The organism is Bacillota bacterium (genome assembly GCA_033549065.1).
GTDB lineage: Bacteria > Bacillota > Dethiobacteria > DTU022 > DTU022 > JAWSUE01.
In genome coordinates this window covers 22,009-46,510 of record JAWSUE010000008.1, presented here as the reverse complement: position 1 = coordinate 46,510, position 24,502 = coordinate 22,009, and the positions used below count along the sequence as shown (strand labels likewise).

The 24,502-nt window shown below is 44.8% G+C and carries 17 protein-coding genes and 1 pseudogene; 17 read left to right on the top strand and 1 reads right to left on the bottom strand.

Going from position 1 to position 24,502, the window contains the following annotated elements; all coding sequences use genetic code 11:
- Nucleotides 1-11: 11 nt before the first annotated feature.
- On the bottom strand, nt 12-1,517 hold the full coding sequence (locus SCJ97_06795; protein MDW7739748.1) for an MFS transporter: 1,506 nt from the start codon (nt 1,515-1,517) through the stop codon (nt 12-14).
- Nucleotides 1,518-1,574: 57 nt separating this feature from the next.
- Here SCJ97_06795 and SCJ97_06790 point away from each other — a divergent pair, with 57 nt between their 5' ends.
- The 17 genes and pseudogenes from SCJ97_06790 (at nt 1,575) to SCJ97_06710 (ending at nt 24,486) form a co-directional block, all read left to right on the top strand.
- Nucleotides 1,575-1,844 (top strand): hypothetical protein, encoded by a 270-nt coding sequence (locus SCJ97_06790; GenBank protein MDW7739747.1) that lies wholly within the window; start codon nt 1,575-1,577, stop codon nt 1,842-1,844.
- Between the two features lie 68 nt (nt 1,845-1,912).
- Nucleotides 1,913-3,601, top strand: coding sequence for a sigma 54-interacting transcriptional regulator (locus SCJ97_06785; GenBank protein ID MDW7739746.1), 1,689 nt, complete (start codon nt 1,913-1,915; stop codon nt 3,599-3,601).
- 283 nt (nt 3,602-3,884) lie between these two features.
- Nucleotides 3,885-5,255: pseudogene (mtbB, locus tag SCJ97_06780) on the top strand ([dimethylamine--corrinoid protein] Co-methyltransferase).
- 11 nt (nt 5,256-5,266) lie between these two features.
- The gene (locus SCJ97_06775; GenBank protein MDW7739745.1) at nt 5,267-5,911 is read left to right on the top strand and encodes a cobalamin-dependent protein; all 645 of its coding nucleotides are present in this window, start codon (nt 5,267-5,269) and stop codon (nt 5,909-5,911) included.
- 450 nt (nt 5,912-6,361) lie between these two features.
- Complete coding sequence (locus SCJ97_06770; GenBank protein MDW7739744.1) at nt 6,362-7,543, top strand: ABC transporter substrate-binding protein; 1,182 nt, start codon at nt 6,362-6,364, stop codon at nt 7,541-7,543.
- 190 nt (nt 7,544-7,733) lie between these two features.
- Nucleotides 7,734-8,588, top strand: coding sequence for a branched-chain amino acid ABC transporter permease (locus SCJ97_06765; protein ID MDW7739743.1), 855 nt, complete (start codon nt 7,734-7,736; stop codon nt 8,586-8,588).
- A 69-nt stretch (nt 8,589-8,657) separates the two neighbouring features.
- Nucleotides 8,658-9,638, top strand: coding sequence for a branched-chain amino acid ABC transporter permease (locus SCJ97_06760; GenBank protein ID MDW7739742.1), 981 nt, complete (start codon nt 8,658-8,660; stop codon nt 9,636-9,638).
- Nucleotides 9,638-10,387: an ABC transporter ATP-binding protein gene (locus SCJ97_06755; protein ID MDW7739741.1), complete on the top strand. Its 750-nt coding sequence runs from the start codon at nt 9,638-9,640 to the stop codon at nt 10,385-10,387. The genes SCJ97_06760 and SCJ97_06755 overlap by 1 nt, the downstream gene beginning before the upstream one ends.
- Complete coding sequence (locus SCJ97_06750) at nt 10,374-11,081, top strand: ABC transporter ATP-binding protein (GenBank protein MDW7739740.1); 708 nt, start codon at nt 10,374-10,376, stop codon at nt 11,079-11,081. Before SCJ97_06755 ends, SCJ97_06750 begins: the two co-directional genes overlap by 14 nt.
- A 197-nt stretch (nt 11,082-11,278) precedes the next feature.
- On the top strand, nt 11,279-12,352 hold the full coding sequence (locus tag SCJ97_06745; GenBank protein ID MDW7739739.1) for a hypothetical protein: 1,074 nt from the start codon (nt 11,279-11,281) through the stop codon (nt 12,350-12,352).
- A 22-nt stretch (nt 12,353-12,374) separates the two neighbouring features.
- Nucleotides 12,375-14,216 carry an aldehyde ferredoxin oxidoreductase family protein gene (locus tag SCJ97_06740; GenBank protein ID MDW7739738.1) on the top strand — a complete coding sequence of 614 codons (1,842 nt, stop codon included), beginning with the start codon at nt 12,375-12,377 and terminating at the stop codon, nt 14,214-14,216.
- Between the two features lie 79 nt (nt 14,217-14,295).
- On the top strand, nt 14,296-15,609 hold the full coding sequence (locus SCJ97_06735) for an aminotransferase class III-fold pyridoxal phosphate-dependent enzyme (GenBank protein ID MDW7739737.1): 1,314 nt from the start codon (nt 14,296-14,298) through the stop codon (nt 15,607-15,609).
- A gap of 331 nt (nt 15,610-15,940) precedes the next feature.
- Entirely contained in the window at nt 15,941-17,254 is a 1,314-nt protein-coding gene (locus tag SCJ97_06730) for an aminotransferase class III-fold pyridoxal phosphate-dependent enzyme (GenBank protein ID MDW7739736.1), read from the top strand.
- 347 nt (nt 17,255-17,601) lie between these two features.
- Nucleotides 17,602-19,944: an InlB B-repeat-containing protein gene (locus tag SCJ97_06725; GenBank protein ID MDW7739735.1), complete on the top strand. Its 2,343-nt coding sequence runs from the start codon at nt 17,602-17,604 to the stop codon at nt 19,942-19,944.
- 112 nt (nt 19,945-20,056) lie between these two features.
- Entirely contained in the window at nt 20,057-21,325 is a 1,269-nt protein-coding gene (locus tag SCJ97_06720) for an amidohydrolase family protein (GenBank protein ID MDW7739734.1), read from the top strand.
- Between the two features lie 275 nt (nt 21,326-21,600).
- A complete protein-coding gene (locus tag SCJ97_06715; GenBank protein MDW7739733.1) occupies nt 21,601-22,596 on the top strand; it encodes a hypothetical protein in 996 nt (331 codons plus the stop codon).
- 165 nt (nt 22,597-22,761) lie between these two features.
- On the top strand, nt 22,762-24,486 hold the full coding sequence (locus tag SCJ97_06710; protein ID MDW7739732.1) for a hypothetical protein: 1,725 nt from the start codon (nt 22,762-22,764) through the stop codon (nt 24,484-24,486).
- Nucleotides 24,487-24,502: the final 16 nt, after the last annotated feature.

The following is a 24,502-nucleotide window of genomic DNA, read 5'->3' as shown; positions in this document are numbered from 1 at the left end:
TTATAAACCCTTTAGATTCTTTCTCTCTGCAGTTTGTTAAGAATTAATTTTCTCTCCAATGTAACCCTTCGCAGCCAGGTCAGGTAGACTCCCGCTGCAACCCCCGGTAAACATACGGCTGCAGTTAAGTAGTAGACATCCCTGAAACCGGGGATCGGCCCGGTCAAACCCTCAAATGAAGCAGGCATTAGTGCGTAGAGTATGATCCCACCGATTGTTGTTCCTGCTGCCGCTCCGGTAAAGCGAACCATATTATGTACCCCACTGGTTATGCCGTGCTCATTGGAACTTACCGTAGAGAGAACCGAATAGAGGGCCGGAGTGTGGGTCAGGGCGAAACCCAACCCATTTAAGGCCAACCCAACGGCAATAAATGGATAAGCTGTTTCGGTGGTTATCTGGGAGAGCATCAGAAATGAACCGGAACGGATGATCATTCCAAACAAAATTGGCAGGCCGGGTCCGAAGCGATCGGCTATGCGGCCGCCGACTGGTGAAACCAGGGCAACCGTGATTGCTGCCGGGGTTAGTAAGAGAGCGGTTGCTGAAGCGCTCTGCCCCTGAACAGTATTGAAGAAGATGGGCATAACAAAGACAGTGCCAGCAACAACAAACTGTTCAATAAAGCCGACGAACAAACCCAGGTTAAATCTTGGATCACGCATCAGCACAGGGCTGAGCAGGGGGTCGCTCGATGCCTTCTCAGTCCGGTAAAAAGCGTAAATCATCAGGACAAAGGCGACCATGCTGATCCTTATCCAGTTGTTCTGCCATCCCCAATCAGGCAGGAGGGTAATCCCTAAAAGAAGGGTTGCCGTTGAGCTGATCAGCAGTAATGCTCCGGTAACATCAAAGTTCCCCTTGGTTCCTCTAACATAGGTGCCCAGTTCTTTATTTGCAATCATCTGCCTCCCGGCAGCGATAACGATAATTACGGCGACAACAGCTATAATCTGAAAAGAGCCCCTCCATGAGAAGAGGTCAGCAAGGTAGCCGGAGACAACCGGACCGATAACCGCTCCGGCAGCGCCGATACTACCCCATATGCCGAGAATCTTACCCCTTTGTCCCTCTTCTGTCTTCGACAGCAAAATGGCCAGGGAATTGGGAACCAGCATCGCTGCCCCGAGAGCCTGTACAACCCTTCCCACTAAAAGCCAGGAAAGGGAAAAAGCTGTGCCGCAGAGCAGGGAGCCTATCCCGAGAACAAATAGCCCGGCCAGGAAGAAGCGTCTCGGTCCGTACATATCACCCACCCTGCCGGCGATCGGTATTAAAGCGGCGACCGGAAGGGTATAGGCGTTAACAACCCAGGTTAGCCAGTTCAGACTCACCCCAAGGTCGGCCATGATATCGGGCAGCAGAATCTTGATCGAAGTCAGATTCATAATTGATAAAAAGTAAGCGGTAAAAATAAAAAACATCCGGACGATCATCTCCAGCATAAAATGATGTTGATTCTGTAGGTTGTTACTAAACCTGCCTTCCAGTTTAGCAGTAACAAAAGCTAATTTCAAACTCTTATTTTCCGTGGGGCAGAAGGATTCATCGGCAGCGAAGCGAAATAAATGATTATGAAAATCATTGTTAAATTGATGCCGCCATATCGCAAAAAAGGTGATCAGGGTGTATATCCATTCGAGCTGGATGTTGAGCAGCTTAACCTTGAGGATCTGGCCGGCTACCTCAACACCAAGCACCGGGAGCTTTTCGGCTATGCCCTGCTTGATGAACGGGGCTTGCTGACCGCTGAATTTATTGTCAACAGCAGAAGCGTCTCTATCACCGACAACTTAAAAGAAGGTGATATTGTTACTGTTGTTCCTTACATCTGTGGCGGCTAACTGATCGACTCTTGGGCAACTACACTTTGACTGATCTTGTATGATCAGTTAATCATGGAGACATTTTGATGAAAAGGAAAGAACAGAAAAATTCTTTTTATGCTGTTCTCTTCAATCAGGAAGGGTATGTTTGTGGTGTACAAAAAAGTGGTAATGCAGATTATTCTATAACCATTGGCGACAGTTGGAGCAAAATCTGGCCTGGAGAATTAATGCAGGATGGAAACTCATTCTTATCTAAAGGCCAAAAAATAACTTATCTGGTTAGAGTAAGTGAAATTCGACATGCCCAGGAACTACCTTTTATTTATCTGGCTATTCTACAAGATAAAGAACAGATTGGTGAACCTCAGGTAAACGAATCCATTAAGGATTTAAAAAAGAAGATCAATTTTTATGAAACGATAATTAATGGTTCCTGCGACGAGGTTTTTATCACCGACGGTAAGGGAATAATAATTTTCGCCAATCCGGTAAGCGAAAGTCACTACGGCATACCGGTATCGGAGATGATTGGAAAGAGCGTTTGGGAACTCGAGGAAAGAGGTATTTATTATCCGGCAGTAACACCGATGGTCCTGCGGGAAAAGAAAAAGATTACGATTGATCAAGAAACCGGGATCGGGAAAAAACTGATGCTCACTGCCACCCCTATTTTTAATAATAAAAATGAAATTGAGATGGTCATTTGCAACTCCAGGGATGTTACTGCTCTTGAGGATATGAAAAAAAGTTATCATGATATTAAGCAGAAAGTGCATAATAAGCAGACAGGACTTTGCATGAAAAAAAGCGCTGAAGTCGAAAGCAGTCAGTTGGTGTATGCCGGAGATTCACCGATTGCAGAGCTATTGCAGATGACCAGGCGTATTGCCCAGACTGAAAGCGTCGTTTTGCTGCAAGGTGAAACTGGAACCGGCAAGGATCTTTTTGCCAGGCAGGTGCATGACTTAAGCAGCAGGCGGAACAAGCAGTTTTTAAAAATCAACTGCGCAGCGCTGCCGCAGGAATTAATTGAATCCGAACTTTTTGGTTACAAGTCCGGCGCTTTTACCGGCGCAAGCCCGAAGGGCAAAATTGGACGGTTCTCACTTGCCGACAGGGGCACAATTTTTTTAGATGAAATTGGAGAGGTACCACTTTCTTTGCAGCCGAAACTCTTGCAGGTTATTGAAGAGCAGAAATTTACCCCAATCGGATCCAGCGCTGTTGAGGAAGTTAATGTTCGGATTATTGCTTCAACAAACCGCGACCTGAAAAGGATGATTGGCGAAGGGGCTTTTCGTGAGGATCTTTATTACAGGCTTTGTGTGCTGTCAATCGAAATTCCCCCTCTGCGCGAGCGTAAAACAGATATTCCGACCTTACTCAATCACTATTTAGGAATTTTTTCTGAAAAACACAGCCGTAAAATCAAACTCACAACCGATGCTATAAATGTTCTGGTTAATTACAACTGGCCGGGTAATGTAAGGGAACTTAAGCATCTGACAGAGTTATTAACCGTCACTGTTACGACCAGAGAAATTAAGATAGAACATCTGCCCCCTCATATCACCCAGCACAGTAAAAAGTTATTTTTCCCGCTGGAAAATTCCAGGCTTGAAACTACTCTCGAAGCGGTAGAACGGGAGCTTGTGACAAACAGTTACAAAAAACACGGCAGTTCTTACAAAGTGGCCAGTTCTCTTGGAATCAGCCAGAGCAGTGCTATCAGGAAAATCCGCAAATATCTTAATGACAATAATGCTAAATAAATGGTAAAGCAATAATTTTTATTGCTAAGTCATAAATGACTTAGCATAAGTTTTTATTATGTCCGGTTATATGTCGGAGATCTCCGATTATTCATCCCCGCTCGAATTTATATCATATCTTTATTCTCAACACCTACGCTAACTAAAGCAATTTCTATTTTTCAGGACTTGGCAGAAAAATTGCACTATATATTTCTTAGCCATTCCATTGGTGAAATTCAGATTTTAGGTTATTAAATATCAACGATAGTAAAAGAGGTGTTCTTAATTGATTGTAACCAGAATGGGTGATGGATACTTTGTAACGATGAGTGAAGAAGAAGTAAAAGCAGATGTTCAGGAGGGAGTGGAGGATGCTGTTAAACGCGGCAAGATCGAGCCTCTTTTTACAGATGAAATCGACTGTATTGTCGATATCTGCTGCCGTCCGCAAAAATTTGTCAGCGTGCAGCATGGCAACGAGCTGATCTTAACTTATGATTCAGGAACCCTTAAAATCACCCGTCTAGGGATTCCGATCGGCATGCCCCAGATTATGCAGATTTACGAGCGGGCTTTTGCTGCTGACACGCTGGAGCTGGCTTATGTTCATTACAGTTTCAAACCGATCAAGATGATTGTGCCCGAGGAGCAGTACGCGGTTGCTGAAACTTCCCTAGTTACAACAGCGCCGCTCTTCTACGGGGCGATGCCAAACCTGCCGCTATACACTCAGCCTGACGGACCCTGCCCCAATGCCGCTGAACTTTTGCCGGCTGGCAAGATTGCCGAAGCAAGGGCGGCCCAGGAAGAAGCGGTTGAGTATGCTGTTAAAGATATGGTTTTTGTCGGCAGCGGCGTTTATGAAGCCGGGGCCGACGGGATCAACTTTGATACCACAGCAGCGGCCGGTGATGCCGAGTTTCAGGCAACGTTATTGGCCTGTGAACAGTTGCGGGCCAAGTATCCCGATATGGCGATCGAAATCGGCATGGCCGGTGAATTTGTCCTCGGTTTTCACGGACAGCTGTCTTACGACGGGGTGCGCCTGGCCGGTCTTTACCCGCACCAGCAGGTTAAACTGGCCGAAAAAGCGGGGGCCAGTATTTTTGGCGCCGTGGTTAACACTAACAGCAGCCGTTCGTTCCCCTGGAACTTAGGAAGAGCCGTTACTTTTTGCAAGGCCTGTGTAGAGGCGGCAAATATCCCTGTTCACGCTAACGTTGGCATGGGGGTCGGGGCGGTACCGCTGGTAATGACCCCGCCGATCGATTGTGTATCGCGAGTTTCAACGGCCATGGCTGAAGTCGGTAAACTCGACGGGTTATAGGTAGGCTACGGCGATCCTGCCGGGATGGCTTTAACTCATATGCATGCTTCTGGCATGGGTGGAATACGGACTGCCGGAGATCTGGTGGCCCGGATGCAAATGTCGAAGAAGATGCGTCTAAACGAAGCCAAGGAATATGTAGCCGGAAAGTTAAAAGTTTCGGTAACCGATCTTTCTAACGAAGTGATCATGAATGAAGTGCGCCAGGCCTTAGATATTGCTACGGTTTATAGCGGGATGGGTGAGCAGTCGAGAGGGATTGAAGCAAAGTTTCGCATTGCGCAGTTGCTGGACCTTGAAATAAATTCTGTAAGCCGATTTTTAAGAAAAACCGGGTGGCGTTAGGAGGCTAATTAATGGCAGATAACATTGATTTTATTAAAAAAATTATCGAATCAGTGGTTGGAGGAGACGAAGCCGGTGCTGAAGCGTTAGCCCGCCAGGCGTTGGAACAGAAAATGGATCCTCTTCAGGTAATTAATGAAGGATACGTGGTGGGGATCAAGCAGGTCGGCGACATGTTCGAATGCGGCGAACTCTTTTTACCCGAACTGATCCAGGTCGCGGAAGTGGTAAAAAAAGCTACGGAGATTCTCAATACCGCCATTACCGGTGGAGCGGAAAGTAACAAGGGCAACGTGCTCATTGCTACGGTAGAGGGAGATATCCACGATATCGGTAAGGCAATTGTTGTATCGTTGCTCGTAGCAAATGGCTTTAATATCTTGGATTTGGGCCGCGATGTGCCAACGCTGGACATTATTGCCAAGGCCGAAGAGTTCAAGGCTGATGTTATCGGCACCAGCGCTCTTTTAACTACGACGATGGTCAAACAGAAAGAGCTGGAAGATGCCCTAGTCAAGGAAGGTTTGAAGAGCAAGTACAAAACCATTGTCGGAGGCGCACCGGTTACCGTACGCTGGGCGGAAAAAATCGGCGCCGATGCTTACGCGGAGAATGCCGGGGAGGGCGTAAATAAGATCATTAAGCTGATTGGTTAGAATGCTCATGCTGGCATGAGAATAAAAAGAAATAAGGGGAAGTTCATCAGAAGCTTTCCCTTATTTCTTTTTATTCCTCCGATTTAGCGTGAGTCAAAAAAGACTCAGCATAATTCATCTTTGCCTTAATTAAATTGTGATAAAATTCACTTGTTTCCCCGGCTATTTCTTCACCCTTATCCTTATACCTCCTTAATAAAGAATAAATAAGACGATGTCAAGGCTTAAAAAATATAATATTTAGTATTGCATGAATTGTGCAATTCTGGCATGAATAATGCAATTAAATACTTATTATTTACTTATTCTACCGAAAGTATCCCATAACGCTCTGCAGTTTTCGAAAATATTTTGTAGGGGGTGGTGCTGGCTAAACTCAATTATTTAAGGTGGGTGGTTTTCAACAGTTAAAGGCGGGTTAATTTCGAATCACAAGGAGGAATATTCCATTTGAGGATTTCAAAAATATTTCTATTATGTTTGATTATGCTGCTGGTAATCTTTATGGTGCTTGGCTGCCAGACTGATAGCGGCGTTCCAGACACTGATACCGAACTGGAAACAGTTACCGGAGATAATGTAATTAAGATCGGTTACGTTGCACCATTCACTGGACCGGCCGCTGAGTTTGGCACCAACGGTTTGAGGGGCGTTGAAATTGCTGTAGACGAAGTAAACGCCCAGGGAATAGTAATCGATGGAGAGGTATATACGATCGAGATTGTTCGCTATGACAGTGTCTGTGAACCTACCCAGTCGGTTGCTTCGGTTCATAAAATGATTCTGGAAGATGGAGTAGTAGCATTCCTCGGTGACCACTGCAGTTCCTGCTGCATGGCTATTGCTCCCTTGGCCGATTCATATGAAGTGCCGGGTATCACCATTGAATGTGCAGCAGAAGCCGTTACCAAGCCCGGACATCCATACTTTTTCAGGATGAGGCCTGACATGGCCTTGATGAGCCCACTGGCCGCAGGACCAATTTTTGAAGCTATCCAACCGGCTACTATTGCTTTTGTAGCTGTAAATGACGATTACGGCCGTTCCTGGGTTGAAACTCATCAGGAAGGGCTGATCGAATTTGGTGTGGAAACCGTGGCAGAAGAGTACTTTGAGCGCGGCACAACCGACTATACAATTTTGCTCAGCAAAATCAGTCAGCTTGAACCTGACATGGTTGGCTATGTAGGCACATCGACTGAAGGTGCGTTGCTCCTGGAGCAGGCTTATGAAATGGGCATGATTCCGGATGTTGCTTTCTATGGGGCGGAAGAAATGGCATCGTACGAAATGCTGGATCTGGCCGGAGCTGAAGTGCTGGAAGGAACCTACGCTATTGCCCTTTACGGGGAAGCGCCTGCCGAACTGGAAGCTGCAGTATTATCCAGGTATAATGCACCGTTACATTACGCGATCATCTTTGCCTACGACGGGGTGTATGTTTTAGCGGATGCAATAACAAGAGCCCAGTCACTGGACCCGAAAGACATCAGGGATGCTCTGAAAGCCGGAACTTATGAAACGCTTGCCGGCTTTACAGAATTCAAGGATTTCGATGGCTATCAGAACCAGGGATTCTATGTGCCTTATCTGATCAGGTGGGAAGATGGAGATATGGTTTTGGTTAAATAATTGGATCACCTGACAATGAACGTAGAACTATAAATCTATACACCTGATATTGGATTAAGCAACAGATACATTGAAGAGCAAACGCAGGTTTTGCACTATTTGTACCTGCGTTTGTTCTTCCTTGATTATACAGCCTGCCATCTAAAGGTTTTAAGAACTTACCTCTATGTTACAGAAAGGAGAGTTCAGTTTGGAATTATACATAATAAACGGGCTGGTTTTAGGCTCAATCTACGCCCTGATAGCTTTAGGTCTGAACCTGATCTGGAGTATCACCGACATCCCGGATTTCAGCCAGGGCGGTATTTATGTAATTGCAGCCTACGTAGTATATTTTTGCATTACTTCATTAAGCATACCCTGGTACATCGCGATGCTTGTTGCAGCGCTGGTTGGGGCAATTATGGCTTACAGTTTTGAAAAATTGCTCTACCGTCGCTGGCGGGGCAGAACAGACCACATTCAGCTTTTATGTGCGATAGCTCTCTTTTTCCTGCTGGCCAACCTGGCTATCTATCTCTGGACCGCAAAATCCTTGAATCTCGAACACTACATAAAAGGAGTAGTAAACATTTTCGGCGTGGGTGTTTCTTACCAGAGATTGATGATTATTGTTGTTGTTATTATTCTTTTTGTTGTTATCAACTTGTTTTTGAAAAAAACCAAAACCGGAAAAGCAATCAGGGCAGCAACCCAGGATATCGAAGTAGCGCCCTGGATGGGTATTGATATAAATAAGGTTTTTTCGATTATATTCGCCATGGGAGGAGCACTGTCCGGAATAGCGGCAACCTTGATTGCACCTGTATTTGCTGTTTATCCGATGATGGGTGAATTGCCTTTATTAAAAGCTCTTGTAGTTGTTATCCTGGGTGGTAAAGGAAGCCTCGGTGGTACTTTAATTGCCGGTATGGGGCTAGGTGTACTGGAAAGCTTGGGGGCAGGCTATATCTCTACATCATACCAGCATGGCTATGCTTTTATTATTCTCTTGATCGTCCTAATTTTTAGGCCGCAGGGTCTGTTTGGCTCGCGGAAAGAATAATCTTCGGGCTACATAGTCTGTCAGAGTAGGCTATGAGCTGTTTGATAATGTGATATGAGAGGTGAAATTATGGAACTGGCGAAAAGTAATTCTACCATTACAAATAAAATAAATTACCGAATGTGGATAGCTGCACTGGTTGTAGTAGTGGCAATAAGTTTTGTGCCGGTGTTTTTTTCCCGCTATGTGATTTATGTAGCTACCCTGGCTTTGTTATATGCGATGCTGACAGCCAGTTATGACCTTATTTTTGGCTATACCGGCCAGCTGTCATTTTCACAGGGCGCTTTTTTCGGCCTGGGTGCCTACACTTCAGCGCTATTGACCTTGATGGCTGGCCTTAATTTCTGGCTGGCATTTGTCATTACTATTATTGTCGGCTTTATAATTGCGGTATTGGTCGGGGCTCCTGCCTTAAGATTAAGGGGTTCTTACTTTGCTGTTACAACATTTTTTCTGGCTCATTTTGTTTACCTGGTGTTTCTGAATACCAACCAGCTCACAGGGGGGCCGATGGGTTTAAGAGGCGTACAGCCTCCTCCGAACATCGGACCGATAGATTTTTCCTCGATGAATGTATACTTTTATTTTGTTTTAATCTTTACAATCTTGGTAGTTCTTTTCTTATACTACCTGATTTATAAAACTGAAATCGGTAAACGTTTCGTGGCGATCCGCGAGGATCAAGACCTGGCGGAATCGCTGGGAGTCAATACTTCGTTCTACAAGGTTCTTTCATTCAGCATCAGTGGAGCCCTGGCAGCGCTTGCCGGATCGCTTTTTGCCCACTTTTTTCTGCTGCTTCACCCGTCGCAGTTCGCCTGGTTTACTTCAGAAATGGTGGTAATCATGACTCTGGTCGGTGGTGCTGGCACCTTGATTGGTCCAGTCCTCGGTGCTGCAGTGGTTACCTTTGTTCTCGAACTCTTCAGGTACGCTCCAGAGCTTAGATATATTATCTGGGCTGCCGCGCTGATTGCCATTTTGGTTTTCGAACCCAAAGGTTTGATGGGGATGGCCAAAAGAATTCGCTTCAGGAGGTCACAGTAATGGAAAACATACTCGAGGTTAAAGGATTAAAAAAACAGTTTGGTGGGTTGACTGCGGTTAACAATATTGATTTTTCGGTAGAAAAAGGTAGCATTACAGGTATTATCGGGCCTAATGGTGCGGGCAAAACCACTACTTTTGGAATGATCGCCGGTGAACACCAGCCCACTGCAGGCAGCATTAAATTCGAGGGCGAACGGATTGAAAAGCTCAAACCTTCTCTGATCTGCAAAAAGGGGATCGCCAGAACTTTTCAGGTGGTCAAGGTTTTCAGGGAATTAACAGTTTACGAGCATGTTGTCATGGGCGCCGTAGCTGGCAAATCCTGCTTTTCCAAATGTTCTTATCAACCTTTTGAAATTGAACATCTACTTGAGTTAACCGGTTTTGAAGATGATCACAAAAAGATTGCCGGCAGTCTTACATCAGCGCGCCAAAAGCAGTTGTGTCTGGCAACAGCCTTGGCAACAAAACCGAAAATGCTTCTTTTGGATGAACTGATGGCCGGTCTTAACCTTACCGAAATTGAAAAATGCCTTCAGGTCTTGCGTAAAGTAAATGAAGAAATGGGCATCACCCTGGTTATAATTGAACACGTGATGCGGGTAATTATGAGTCTCTGTAAAAAAATCATTGTACTCGATACAGGACAGATCATCGCTGAAGGCACGCCAGAAGAGATCTCAGAAAATGAACGAGTGATCAATGCTTACCTCGGGAAGGAGGAAAAAGCAAATGTTGGAAGTTAAAAAATTATCAGTTGGCTATAAAGGGGTCCAGGTTATCTGGGATGTTTCCTTCACCGTTGAAGAGGGCGAACTTGTTGCTCTTGTTGGTTCTAACGGGGCTGGTAAAAGTACGATCCTGAAGACCATTTCTGGAGCAATTAAAGTGATCTCCGGCGATATTGTTTTTAAAGGGGAATCGCTCGTTGGAGTGCAGGCTCACAAGGTTGTCGCCAAAGGTCTTGCCTACATTCCTGAAGGCAGAAGGGTTTTCCCCTACATGACAGTTAAAGAAAACCTGGAACTCGGTGCCTACATCGAGAGTGATAACAATAAAGTTAAGCAAAATCTTGACCGGGTGTTTGAACTATTTCCGAAGCTTAAAGAAAGACAAAGCCAAATGGCAGGAACCTTTAGCGGGGGAGAACAGCAGATGCTGGTTGTTGGCCGGGCTCTGATGTCGGCGCCTAAATTTTTAATGATTGATGAACCTTCTCTGGGTTTGCAGCCCACCATTGTAAACATTGTTTACGAGGCGATTAAAACGCTGCACAAACAGGGCATTACAATTCTGCTTGTTGAGCAAAATGTGCAAAAAAGCCTCGAGATTGCCAGCAGAGGCTTTGTTCTCGAAAATGGTCGTATTTCGCTTGCCGGTCCCAGCCAAGAGCTTTTGAAAAATGAGGAAATGAAGAAGGTTTATCTGGGAATAAGTTAAAGGAGCCCAAGCTTTTGCCTTCAAGAAAAACAATACGATTAATCGCAATATGTGTCTTACTGGCAATACTAATAGTGACGGGGAACTTTAATGATTTAGTATATGCCAATTCTGCAGAAACGGAAAGCATTCTTCAAGACCAGGTCCTTTATTATTTTTGGGCTTATTGCCCTTTGTGCACTGAGCCGGATGAGAATTTGGTCAGGTTTCAGGAATACCCTGTCCCTATTGAAGTTTACGAAGTTGTCTATAACTCAGAAAACTTGGAGTATTTCAACCAGGTCAGGGCCGAGTTCGGGATCGACATGATAATTTTTCCGATCTTTATCTACAATGAGCAATACTGGATCGGAGATTCTGATGTAATCCTGGAAGATGTTGCTGCGGCGGTCGAGCGCTCCTTCGACGAGAACATTGCGGAGAGGCAGCAAACTGTTATCCGGTTTCCCCTCGTCGGAGAAATTGATCTGCTTTCCTCGCCAATAATTTTAACAACTGTAGTCATTGCTTTTCTGGATGGCTTCAATCCATGCTCATTTTTCGTGCTTACTTTTTTACTGGCGATTATCGTCCATTCCGCTTCACGAAAAAGAATTTTGCTTGTAGGATTGACATTCTTAATTGTAACTTCCATAGTCTACGGACTGTTTATGCTTGGGGCATTAAATATCATGCTGATCGCTTCACAGCTTTTCTGGATCCGCAACCTGGTGGCGGTTATTGTTGTTATCCTCGGGATACTTGGCATCAAGGACTATTTTGCCTTTAAGGAAGGCCTCTCCATGAGTATTCCTGACAGTTATAAATCAAAATATTACAGTCAGGTCAGGAAGGTTTTATATTCAGAATCAGTTATCCCCATGATTACTGCAACTGCTGTAATGGCTTTGGGTATAGCTCTGGTTGAACTGCCCTGTACTGCAGGGTTTCCCTTTGTCTGGACCGGTATCATCACCGGGCTTGACTTGTCAACTGCTGAGTACATTTTTTTATTTGCTCTCTATCTGGTTATCTATTTTGCTGATGAGTTTGTGATTTTTTTGCTGGCTCTGCTTAAAATGCGCACTGTAAAATTAACCGAGGAATCCGGCAGGTTCCTGAAACTTGTTGCCGGAAGCCTTATGTTAGTCTTGGGATTGGTATTAGTGGTCAAGCCTGCTCTTATGGAAAGTCTAAGAGGTATGGTCGTGGCTTTTAGTACTGCATTTATGCTAATATTGATCCTGTACGGAGTAAATAGGCTTTCATTAAAGAGATCTAAGAATATATAATTGTTTGAAAGGGGATGGGTAGATGTATGGTTTCTACGGAAAAATCTTAGAGATAAATTTATCGACAAGTGAGCAGAAAGAGACTTCAGTTCCTAAGGAGGATTACCGCCTTTTTCTTGGCGGTAGCGGCTTAGCGGCCAGACTTTACGATCAGCGGGGATATACCCGGTTTGAGCCCCTGGCGGGAGAAGCACCGCTCATCATCATGACCGGTATTTTAACGGGTTACAATATCCCCACCGCCTGCAAAGCCGCTTTCTGCGGCAAGTCACCGGCCACCGGAATCTGGGCGGAAGCAGTTGTCGGCGGTTACTGGCCGGCAGCAATTAAAACGAGCGGTTATGATGGTTTGATAGTCACCGGAAAAGCGGAAAAACCGATTTATTTCTATTTTGGTGATGGAGAATTTGAAATTAGGGATGCTTCTGAGTTATGGGGTCAGGATGTTTATGCTACAGTTGATAAATTGCAGGCTGAACATGGTGAAAAAGTAAAAGTGGCCGCTATCGGACCGGCCGGTGAAAATGAAGTACTTGTTTCAGCAATTATGATCGATGGCCGTGATGCAAGGGCAGCAGGCCGTTGCGGAATGGGTGCCCTGATGGGTTCAAAGAATTTAAAAGCGATTGCGGTGAAGAAGAGTGAAAACAACCCTGCTATTAATGATAGTGCCGGGCTTTCGGAAGCGCGTAAAAAAGTTCTGCCAACCATTCGTGAAAAGGCCAAAGGACTGAGTGATTTTGGAACTGCAGGCGGGGTTCCTGTTGTGGAAAAACTGGGTGATCTGCCGATCCGCAACTGGACAATGGGAAGTTGGACTGAAGGAGCGGCAAAAGTATCGGGCCAGGCGATGGCTGAAGAGTTTTTTGTAAAGCACTATGCCTGCTATGCTTGTCCGATACGTTGCGGTAAGGAGATGAAAGTGCCTCTCGGTCCCAACAGCGGTACTATATCTCACGGGCCTGAATATGAAACCATCGCCGGTTTTGGAGCGATGTGTTTAAATGATGATCCGGCTTACGTTATTACCGCTAATGATCTTTGTAACCGGCTCGGAATTGATACAATATCGGGTTCGGCAGTGATCGCTTTTGCGATGGAGCTGTATGAACATGATTTAATCCCTGCAGAATTACTTGGCGAATTGAAACCTGAATGGGGTAATGGCGAGGCGATCCTGACCCTGATTAACCAGATCGCTTACCGCGAAGGGTTGGGCGAATATCTTGGACGGGGTGTGAAGAGAGCCGCAAAATTTTTTGGACCGCTGGCAGAGGAATTTGCTGTTGAGAGCAAAGGATTGGAATTTGCCTATCACGATCCCCGTGCATTCACTAGCATGGCCCTGATTTATGCCACAGGAAACCGGGGAGCCTGCCACCTTGAGGGGCTTACATATTTTAATGAGAACAGGGCTTTTCCCGGCTCCTTGATGGGTTTAAAGGATGAATTTGATCCCCACGGGATTAAAGATAAACCACTTTTGGCAAAAACGATGCAGGATTATATGATTACTTTCAATGCTTTAGGTATATGTAAGTTCTTAATGCGGGGACATATCGTACCGAAAAATATTGCTGAATGGGTTTCCAGGGTTACCGGCTGGACTTTCGACGAGAAAGAATTAATGGAAGCCGGAGAGCGGCTTTTCAATTTAAAGCGTAAAATAAATTGTGGGCTGGGTATAAGTCGCAAAGACGACACACTGTCGCCTCGTCTCCTAGCCCATGACCGCGGTGAAGGAGCTGCTGCCGGCAGCTTACCCCATCTCGGTAAAATGCTCTACGAGTATTACAAACTTAGAGGTTGGAGTAATGAAGGCATTCCCCTTTCTGAAACACTGAGCAGGTTAGGTTTAGACTGAACAGTAATAATGAAAGGTAGATCATCCTTAATGACAGTGCAGTTTAAATCCATATTTTAATTTATTGGAGGTAGAAGTCATGTCGACTGTTGAGGAACTGGAACGGAAATATGTAATGAGGTCGTGGGCAGTCCAGGGCAAAAATACCTATGAAGAGATTGTCGGAGGTGAAGGTTGCTGGTTTTGGAATAAAGAAGGTAAAAAATACCTTGATCTCTCGTCACAGCTGATAAACACGAATATCGGGCATCAGCACCCTAAAATCATCGCCGCGCTTAAAGCGCAGGCTGACAAACTCTGCTATATTTCTCCCAGCTATGCCAGCGAACCCCGAGCACAATTGGCAGAACTGATCGCCAAACATACTCCCGGTAATCTGCAGAAAAGCCTCTTTACCCTGGGAGGAGCCGAATCCAACGATAATGCGATTAAAATTGCCCGCGCCTATACCGGACGTTTTAAAATCCTTGCCCGCTATCGATCTTATCATGGAGCGACTTATGGGGCGATTACCCTGACCGGTGACCCCCGTCGCCCACCGGTTGAACCTGGTATACCCGGAGTAGTTCATGTCTTTGAACCCTACTGCTACCGCTGCAGTTTTGGCCAGATATATCCAGGCTGCGGTCTCGAGTGTGCCGAGCATGTTCGGGAAATAATTCAGTACGAAGGGCCGGAAACAGTAGCTGCTTTCTTTGTCGAACCTGTAACCGGCACCAATGGTGTTTTTGTACCACCGAAGGAATATCTGCCCCGAATCAGGGAAATATGTGACGAATTCGGTGTGCTGATGGTGGCTGATGAAGTTATGACCGGCTGGGGCCGGACCGGTAAATGGTTTGGCGTCGATAACTGGAATGTAGTTCCGGATATTATGACCTTGGCTAAAGGGGTTACCCAGGGCTACGTACCTCTTGGGGCAGTGGTGGTTAACGATAAGATCACCAATTACTTTGACGATCATATGCTCTGGTGTGGTTTAACCTACAGCGGCCACCCGCTGGCCTGTGCTACAGGAGTGGCTACAGTCAAGATCTACGAAGAAGAGAATCTAATCGAAAACTCAGCTGCTATGGGTGTAATTCTCAAAAAACGTTTAGAAGAGATCAAAGATAAACACCCATCGGTTGGTGATATCCGAGCAATCGGACTTTTCTCTTCAATCGAACTGGTTAAGAACCGCGAAACCAAAGAACCACTGGCTCCATGGAATGGCCCCGACCCGGGGATAATCGGTCAAATTGGCGCCTGTCTGAAGAGTAAAGGAGTTTACGCTTATCTCAGATGGAATTACATGTTTATTGCCCCGCCAATTGCTATAAATGAAGAAGAAATGAAATTTGGTCTTGATGCGGTTGACGAATGCCTTGAACTGGCTGACAAGGTTTTATAATCAGCTGTACCTGAAAGATTAATGCCTTACGGAATCTCCTGTTAACCGGAACTGGCAGCGACAGGATATTATCTAAATGATCCGCTTCAATTGCAGCGGATCATTTTTCTGATGGTTCACTGCTTAACCTGATACAAGTTACAATCCTGATTGATTTTTGTTGTATTTTATTATATCCTTGATGCTATAGTCTGAATGACTATCGACATTATTAATATCCAATACCCAAAATCAGAGTTAAAGTGACTCTTTTTCTTTTTAAACGGCAATTATTGGATTTGCTTTGTCAAGAAGAAGTCAAACATCTAGTCGAATAAATGGAGGGTATCCAATGTCTGCAGCAGAAGAACTCGAAAGAAAATATGTTTTACGGTCCTGGGCTGTCCAGGGTTCCATGCCCTATGAAGAAATTGTCGGCGGCAAAGGTTGCTGGTTCTGGGATCGTGATGGAAAGAAATACCTCGATTTTTCATCCCAGTGGGTAAACACCAATATAGGTCATCAGCATCCCCGGGTTTTGGCCGCAATCAAGGAGCAGGTTGACAAACTCTGCTATATCGCTCCAAACTTCGGTAACGAAACCAGGGGCAAGCTTGCAGAACTTGTTGTCAAGCACACACCGGGCGATCTCTGTAAAGTATTTTTCACTCTTGGTGGTGGAGAATCGAATGATAATGCCATGAACCTGGTTCGCCAATTTACCGGACGTTTCAAGGTGATGTCCCGCTACCGCTCGTATCACGGCTCAACACTTGGTGGTCTTAGCCTGTCCGGAGATCCCCGACGTATCCCGGCCGAACCGCTGCTTCCCGGTGTGGTCCGTTTCTTCGACGCCTACTGCTATCGCTGCAGCTTTGGTAAAACCTACCCGGGCTGCGGACTCGAATGCGCCGAACATGTGCGCGAAATAATGCTCTATGAAGGCCCGGAAACAATCGCTGCCGTATTCCTCGAGCCGGTTACCGGCACCAACGGGGTATTTGTTCCCCCGAAAGAGTACCTGCCCAGGATCAGGGAAATATGTGATGAATTCGGCGTTCTACTGGTTGCCGATGAGGTAATGTCCGGCTGGGGCAGAACCGGCAAATGGTTCGGTATCGACAATTTTAATGTTGTTCCCGATGTAATGACCATGGCCAAGGGTCTAACCCAGGGCTATGTGCCCCTGGGAGCAATAGTTGTCAATGAAAAGATAGCCAAATACTATGATGACAAGATGTTCTGGTTTGGCCTTACCTACAGCGGGCACCCCCTGGCCTGTGCGGCCGGGATTGCCACAGTAAAAGTATACGAGGAAGAAAACCTGATTGAGCATTCGGCCCAAATGGGTGTGAAACTGAAGGCTGGACTGGAAGAGCTGAAAGCGAAACACCCCACGGTGGGCGATGTTCGCTCCATCGGCCTATTTTCCGCCATAGAACTGGTTAAAGACCGGGAAACAAAAGAACCCCTTGCCCCCTGGAACGGACCAGATCCGGGAATCATGGGCCAGATTAACAAGTGCCTGCGCGATAAAGGCGTATATGTCTACCTGCGCTGGAACTATATGTTCATCGCCCCGCCGATCGCCATTAACGATGAGGAGCTGAAATTTGGCCTCGATGCAGTCGATGCCTGCCTCGATCTGGCCGATAAGGCGCTTTAGCAGACTAAATTGCTTTACAAGACTTGCAGATAAAACAATAACAATATAGTACCCCCGTTCAGCGGGGGTATTTTTTGTTGAACATTATTTTGTAACAAACTCGTAACGATTATTAATTATTATAATCTTAGGACAACAAATATATATACTTTTTTACCATTCAAGATAAGCCTTAGGGGTGATGTGCCTGAGGTTTTTACTGGCTATAAATATAGTTAGAATAGGTTAAGTGCATATTTTCACTTATGACGAGGATTTCGTATGGTCGGGAGGCGGTAAGAAATTATATTCAATATATTTTTATATTCATACTGCATTGATCAATTAAAGGGAGGTCGATTAACCAGATGAAAGCTTTTCGAATCAAGCACAAGAAATTAATGCCGGTTGTCGCTTTTATGATAGCGGCCATGATGCTGCTGGTGCCCCTGGCAGCACTTGCGCAGGACGAAGGTGGTAACGGGGATGATAACGGTAACAATGATCTAAATGCAAGTCAGGTTCAAGCGGTTGATACTACATATAAGGTAAATATTACAGTTGAACCATCAAATAGTGGAACTTTCACAGGTGATGGTGAATATAAGGAAGATGATGAAGTTACAGTTAAAGCAACTGCAAATGATGGATTTGAATTTGTTGAATGGACAGGTGACAGAACCGGGGATAAGCCCGAACTCACTTTTATAATGCCAGCAAGTGATATTAACCTTGTTGCAAATTTTAAAGTAGTAGAGTCGAAAACTGAAGAAACTGTTACAGTAGAATCTTATACATTGTCTCTTTCTGCCGATCCTTCAGAGGGAGGTTCAGTTAGTGGAAGTGGTAGTTATCCCGAAGGTGAATCGGTGAATATTTCAGCCAGCGCCAATGAAGGCTATGAATTTGTAAACTGGACTAAAAATGGCACCGAAGTAAGCGCGAGTGCATCTTTCAGTTATTCAATGCTGGCTGAAGATGCAGATTTGGTTGCCAATTTTGTAGAAGCAGCACCGATGATTTTGCAAACTACGTATGATCTCTCTGAAGTTTTTTGGGATGGAAGGGGTGATGATTCCCTCGATTGTAGCAAAGCTGGAGAGGGACCCAGACCAACTGATGGGTCAGGTTGGATACATTGGATCTTTAATTTTGCAGCAGCACATAGTGAATTTCCTGATGATCCTGAAGCAAAACTTACATTAGGTGGAACTGGCTCAGGAGAATATACCCCTTATGATTCACCATCAAATGCTTGGCATTTTTTCACACCATATTATCCTATTGATGGGTTAACTGCTGTTCTAACATTCTATGGAACAGCTGGTGGGGGCGGTGGTTTAGTCATCTCTGATTACTGCCCGGGGGAAGCGGTTGTTGAACCCATGCTGACCATCGAAAAAGAACTGCTCGATTCAGAAGGAGTAGCAGTACTAAACAGCGACGTTGAGTTTGAATTTGATATCAGCGGTGGAGCGTTTGATCCCGGACAAACATTTACGTTCAGCGTCGATAGCCCGAAAGAGTTTGGTCCTGACGACGGCTTGGCGTTTGATGTTGTATATACCATAAGTGAAGTTGAACATGATGATTATGAATTTGTCAGCATATCCCAAACATCAGTTACTCTAACCGAAGGCAACAATCATATTACAGTAACTATTGTAAACCAGGAACCTGAGCTTGGCTCAATAATCATCCAAAAAGCGATTAAAGATCCAGAAGGAGAAACAATTCCATCAACTAAAACCTTTACATTTGATATTTATATTCAAGGAGGAGTCAAGGTTCGTACAGTAACAGTAGACGTTGTAGATGGTATTGGCTCTGAGAAAGTTGAAGGTTTAGCTTTGGAAATATATGAAATTGTAGAAGTGGGTAACGCTGCGTATGCTTACACGCTGGATCCCCCTGATGGTATTGTTGATCTTACTCAGGGTGAAAATGAAGTTACTATCAATGTTACTAATACTCCAAGACCTATACTTAATATTGTAAAAGAACTTGAAGGTGATGATGGGGATCCGGATGAGGAGTTTACTGTATTATTAAACGGTGGATCGTTTGTCGATGAAGAGATTACTATCAGTGTTAATACCAGCCCAATCACCTTAGGCTACTCTGATGGATTACGCTTTGATGAAGAATACACAGTTACAGAAGAAGATCACTCAGATTATGATTTAGTAAGTATAACCCCTTCGACATTCACGCTTAAAGATTTAGATGATGAATTCGAAATAACAGTTATTGTACTTAATAGACTACAAGATACTGGTGAAGGCGAAGACGAAGGTGAAGACGAAGGCGAAGATGAGGGCGAAGACGAAGGCGAAGATGAGGGCGAAGACGAAGGCGAAGATGAGGGTGAAGACGAAGGCGAAGATGAGGGTGAAGACGAAGGTGAAGATGAGGGTGAAGACGAAGGCGAAGATGAGGGTGAAGACGAAGGCGAAGATGAGGGTGAAGACGAAGGTGAAATTACCGTAGCCCAGGAAACCCCGCAGACTCAGCCTGAAGAAGAACCGGAAGAAGAAGTAACTGTTGAACCGGAAGAGCCTGGCACTGAACCCGGTGAAGGCGAGTTGGTTATTGAACCGGAACGTCCGGAGCAGGTTCCCGAATCCAGTGGAAACCTCATCCCCTTATTCTCGCTCAGCTTCCTGTTTACAGGTGGAGGAATTATTCTGAGAAAGCTTAAGGGAAAGTAAGATAGTTTGATTGCATTTAACGGGGGGGCAGTTAACCTTTAGCCCCCCCGTTTAGTTAGTACTGAAAGGTCGGATTGCTAAAAAGTAATAAAAGAGTTAATGGAGAACACAGATGGCCAAAGTGTTTATCGACAAACTGCTACAGCTAATTGAAGATTATCAGACTCTATTTGGTGTTATCACTGGTTTGATAATTGTAGTAATCGTTTTTTTTATATTCTTTCTTCCCGGTTTTCAGGAAAATATATTTGGAGACCCATCTCTCTATTACAGCAACAGCCTGGAAACACCTCCGAGCACTATAGATGAAACAATTATCCGGAAAGTCTCTTTTACCTATGATGAAGCAGATTCATTAGCGGCTTTGAACATGTTTATTGAAAATAAGATGATTATCGATGTGCACGAGCATATCCAGTCATTCCGTCAGGCTCCGGTATATCTTCATGCCATGAACAGGTTGGGCATAGGTAAAATGTGCCTTATGGGCACTTCAAAATTTACTTTAACAGCAAAGGAAGAAGATGGTTTTACCGAGGTTGATAAGAATAATGAGGAGTTAATGAAGATTGCCAGGGCTTACCCAGATCGTTTTGAAGCATGGCCTGCAGTCGATCCCCTGGACCCGGATAAGCTGGAAAAGTTCAAAGCTTTGGTAGAGCAGGGCGCAACAGGCTTGAAACTATATATCGGTCATGGTTATGTGACAAAAAATAATGAATACATGTTTCATCCCATTGCCATGGATGACCCCGAAATGCTGCCCCTGTATGCTTTTTGCGAGGAGAATTTTGTTCCGGTCTGTATACATGTCAATCCCTTTGGCGGCAAAAAGGGTTTTGCCGAGGAATTTATCGCGGTTCTCACCCAATTTCCGGATATGAAGGTAATAGCTCCGCACTTCATCTTATCCAGCATAGCCAGTGACAGGTTGCGTGAATATCTTGATACATTCCCCAATCTCTATACCGACATCAGCTTTGGAAATGTCTACGCTCCAAACGGTTTAAAGAGAATCAGCAAGGATCCTGATAAATTCCGCCAGCTCGTTGATGATTATCCTGAACGTTTTATGTTCGGCGCCGACCTAGTACTTACTGGGAACACGCTTAAAGATGAAAATTGGGTTACGGAGCAGATCGAAGCCTATCTGTTAATGCTGACCCGTGAATCTTATACCACTCCGCTCACCGAAGAAACCCTTAGGGGTCTCGCTCTACCGCCTAATCAATTGGCCAACATCCTCTTTTTAAATTATATTAAATTCCTGGATTTGAAACCGGTTGGCACCCAGATCGCCCGTGAAATTGACTGGAGCAGAATGAATCAGGAGCCAACCGGCAGGCAGCCCGGCGAAACTTTCTCCCCGGAAACCGAGTAATTTATTATCTATTCCGGATTGCATCTACCGATTTATTCCCTTAATAATTCGAGCCAATCTATCTGAAATATATTTTGTAACAGAAATATAACAGCTTGATTATATTATAATATTAGGATATAATACTGATTAGATAATATTATTATATCTGATTATCTTAAAACCGAGGGGTAATGAAACCTGTTTTCTACACTGGTCACTTTAAACAGGCGGAGCCAATAGTGAATCCAGCCTCACCTTTATGAGCTTTAAAAATTTGAAGGGAGGCTTTTTAAATGAACGCCTACACATTTAAACTCTACAAGTTACAATTTGTTACTGTAATGATGGTTGTATTAATGTTGTTGATCCCAATGATTGTATTCGCCCAGGAAGAGGTGGTAGTCGAAGTTCAGGATGCCAACGAACCACCACCATCTCACTCAACCTATGAAGTAGAAGTAACTCACGATGCCGGAGAGGTGGGAGATGAGATTGATTTTAAGGTTGATTTAAAGGTTACCGATTATCCCGCTGCAGGAACACCGGGCCAATCAGATACAAGCTATCTAGATAATTTCAAAGTAACCTTCTCAACCGGGATGGATCTTATTAATTCACCATCTTTCAAATTGTTTGATGAGAATGATGAGGAGATACTCTCAAAATCCTGGTCGTTAAATTCTAACCCAAGAGATGATAGCGACCCGGAAAATATAATTCCGGCAAGTATTTATTTACAGGCTGACGGAGCATCTGACAGGCTTTCTTTGGACCAAAGAATTGAACTGTACTTCCTCGCACTTGCTGAAGAAGCAGCAAATACCTTGACTTTTGAAGCTTATTCTGATGCACACAACCAGACAGAAAACAACCCAAAAGGACATCAATATGTAATGAGCAGTTCGGAAGTAATTGTTAATCCAACACCTACGCCAACGCCTACACCAACACCTACGCCAACGCCTACGCCAACACCACCGGTATCCACCCCTACACCACCGGTATCTACCCCACCGGTAACGACCCCCACACCTCCGGTGACGACGCCAACGCCTGAGATTGTAATCCCTCAGGAGATACCGCAAACTGAGCCTGAAGAGGTTGTTGAAGTAGATCCTGAAGAACCGCAAACTGAGCCCGAGGAAGGCGAGTTGGTTCTGGAACCTGAAGCTCCGGAAACCACTCCGGATTCAAGTGGTAATATGATACCACTAATCTCATTAAGCATAATACTGACCAGCGGTGGAGCGGTTCTTGCTAAGTTGAAAGGGAAAAGAGAACAAGAGTAAATAGAAAATGATTGAATAAGCAGGGGAGCGGTAATAAGCCGCTCCCTGAATTTTTATTAGTTTGTAACAAACTTATAACGGATTTTTAATATAATTAAAATAAGCAATACAAGAATCACTACCGAATAAGTAGTATTACAACCAAGCTGAAGGGAGGCTAAAAAAATGAAAACCTCAATATTAAAGAATAAAAAGCTAATGGCTTTTTTTGCAGTTACTGTTGCTCTTATCATGCTCTTACTTCCTCTGGCCGCACTGGCCCAGATCGAAAATGGCGGAGAGCCAACCTACTCTGAAGAATGGGATGGACGAGGTAAAGACTCAATTGACTGCAGTAAAGCCGGTGAAGGAGGCCGCCCTGATAATGGTGAAGGCTGGATCCACTGGATATTCAGCACAAAAGGTGATTCAACCAACGCTGTTATAACCCTGAGCGGATCAGGAAATGGAACTTATCAACCTGTAGAGCCTTTAAATGCTGAAGTATGGCATTTTATTACCCCCTATTTTGATGTATATGAGTTGACAGCATCAATAGAATTATTCGGAGGGGAAAAAGGACCTGGTGGAGGTCTGGTGATTTCTGATTACTGCCCCGGTACCGAAGTTATTGACCCTATGCTGACCATCGAAAAAGAACTTCTTGATGTAGAAGGAGAAGAGGTACTGAACAGCGACGTTGAGTTTGAATTTATCATCAACGGTGGTGCGTTCGGGGAAAGCGGAGAAACTTTCTCTTTCAGCGTAAATAATCCGAAAGAATTCGGCCTAGATGATGACCTGGAGTTCGAAGTTGAATACACAATAGAAGAAGTAGAACATGCTGATTATGAATTTGTCAGCATTTCCCAAACATCGGTTACTCTAATCGAAGGGAGCAATTATATTACAGTAACCATTGTTAACCAGGAAATAGAACGCGGTTCGCTGATCATCGAAAAGTTGGTCAAAGCCGAGGCAGATGATGAAGAAACGATTCCATCCAACAAGACATTTATCTTCAATATATATGACGCCGAGACCGATGAACTGGTCAGGGAAGGCGTGGAAGTAAATGTTGTTAACGGGGAAGGGTCAACTTCAGTTGATGGCTTACTCCTGAAAGAATACAAACTTGTTGAAATGAATGCAGAAGGCTATGAAGTCACCCTGGATCCGGAAGACGGAATAGTTGATTTGACAACAGCCGAAAACAACACTGTAACCATCATAGTAACCAACACGCCACGGCCGCGGTTGATAATCGAGAAAGTTCTGCTCGATGCTGAAGGCATATCCATTGAAGACAGCGATGTTGAATTTACGGCTCTGCTAAATGGTGGAGATTTCGAAGATGAAGAGATTACCTTCAGTGTGAATAACCCGGCGGTCCTAGGCTACTCAGACGGTCTGAGGTTCGATGTAGAATACATAGTAACCGAAGTTGAACATGAAGAATACACTTTTATCAGCATCAACCCTGACGAACCCTTTGAGTTAACTGAAGAAGAAAACGAAGTTACAATTGTTATCACCAACCAAACCGATAATAGTAATGGCGACGGAGACGGCGATGGAGACGGAGACGGTGATGGAGACGGCGATGGCGATGGAGACGGTGACGGTGATGGAGACGGCGACGGTGATGGAGACGGTGACGGTGATGGAGACGGAGACGGTGACGGTGATGGAGACGGAGACGGTGATGGAGACGTCCAGGATGAAGAAATTGAAGTAGAACTCGAAGAACCCGAAGTCGAACCTGAACCGGAGGAAGAACAAATGATCGTTCTCGCTCCGGAAGCTCCGCTGGCAACTCCTTCAACCGGAGGTGTGCTGTTCACTATCATATCACTGGGAGCACTCCTAACCGGAAGCGGACTCCTTGTTAAGAAGCTAAAAGTTAAATAACAGGAACTGAATGCAA

What these genes read in the sequence shown, in the direction of transcription:
- SCJ97_06750 (MDW7739740.1), top strand. Translation starts at nt 10,374, where the DNA reads ATGTTGGAAGTTAAAAAATTATCAGTTGGCTATAAAGGGGTCCAGGTT.
- SCJ97_06725 (MDW7739735.1), top strand. Translation starts at nt 17,602, where the DNA reads ATGAAAGCTTTTCGAATCAAGCACAAGAAATTAATGCCGGTTGTCGCT.
- SCJ97_06710 (MDW7739732.1), top strand. Translation starts at nt 22,762, where the DNA reads ATGAAAACCTCAATATTAAAGAATAAAAAGCTAATGGCTTTTTTTGCA.
- SCJ97_06760 (MDW7739742.1), top strand. Translation starts at nt 8,658, where the DNA reads ATGGAACTGGCGAAAAGTAATTCTACCATTACAAATAAAATAAATTAC.
- SCJ97_06715 (MDW7739733.1), top strand. Translation starts at nt 21,601, where the DNA reads ATGAACGCCTACACATTTAAACTCTACAAGTTACAATTTGTTACTGTA.
- SCJ97_06785 (MDW7739746.1), top strand. Translation starts at nt 1,913, where the DNA reads ATGAAAAGGAAAGAACAGAAAAATTCTTTTTATGCTGTTCTCTTCAAT.
- SCJ97_06735 (MDW7739737.1), top strand. Translation starts at nt 14,296, where the DNA reads ATGTCGACTGTTGAGGAACTGGAACGGAAATATGTAATGAGGTCGTGG.
- SCJ97_06755 (MDW7739741.1), top strand. Translation starts at nt 9,638, where the DNA reads ATGGAAAACATACTCGAGGTTAAAGGATTAAAAAAACAGTTTGGTGGG.
- SCJ97_06775 (MDW7739745.1), top strand. Translation starts at nt 5,267, where the DNA reads ATGGCAGATAACATTGATTTTATTAAAAAAATTATCGAATCAGTGGTT.
- SCJ97_06740 (MDW7739738.1), top strand. Translation starts at nt 12,375, where the DNA reads ATGTATGGTTTCTACGGAAAAATCTTAGAGATAAATTTATCGACAAGT.
- SCJ97_06730 (MDW7739736.1), top strand. Translation starts at nt 15,941, where the DNA reads ATGTCTGCAGCAGAAGAACTCGAAAGAAAATATGTTTTACGGTCCTGG.
- SCJ97_06790 (MDW7739747.1), top strand. Translation starts at nt 1,575, where the DNA reads ATGAAAATCATTGTTAAATTGATGCCGCCATATCGCAAAAAAGGTGAT.
- SCJ97_06720 (MDW7739734.1), top strand. Translation starts at nt 20,057, where the DNA reads ATGGCCAAAGTGTTTATCGACAAACTGCTACAGCTAATTGAAGATTAT.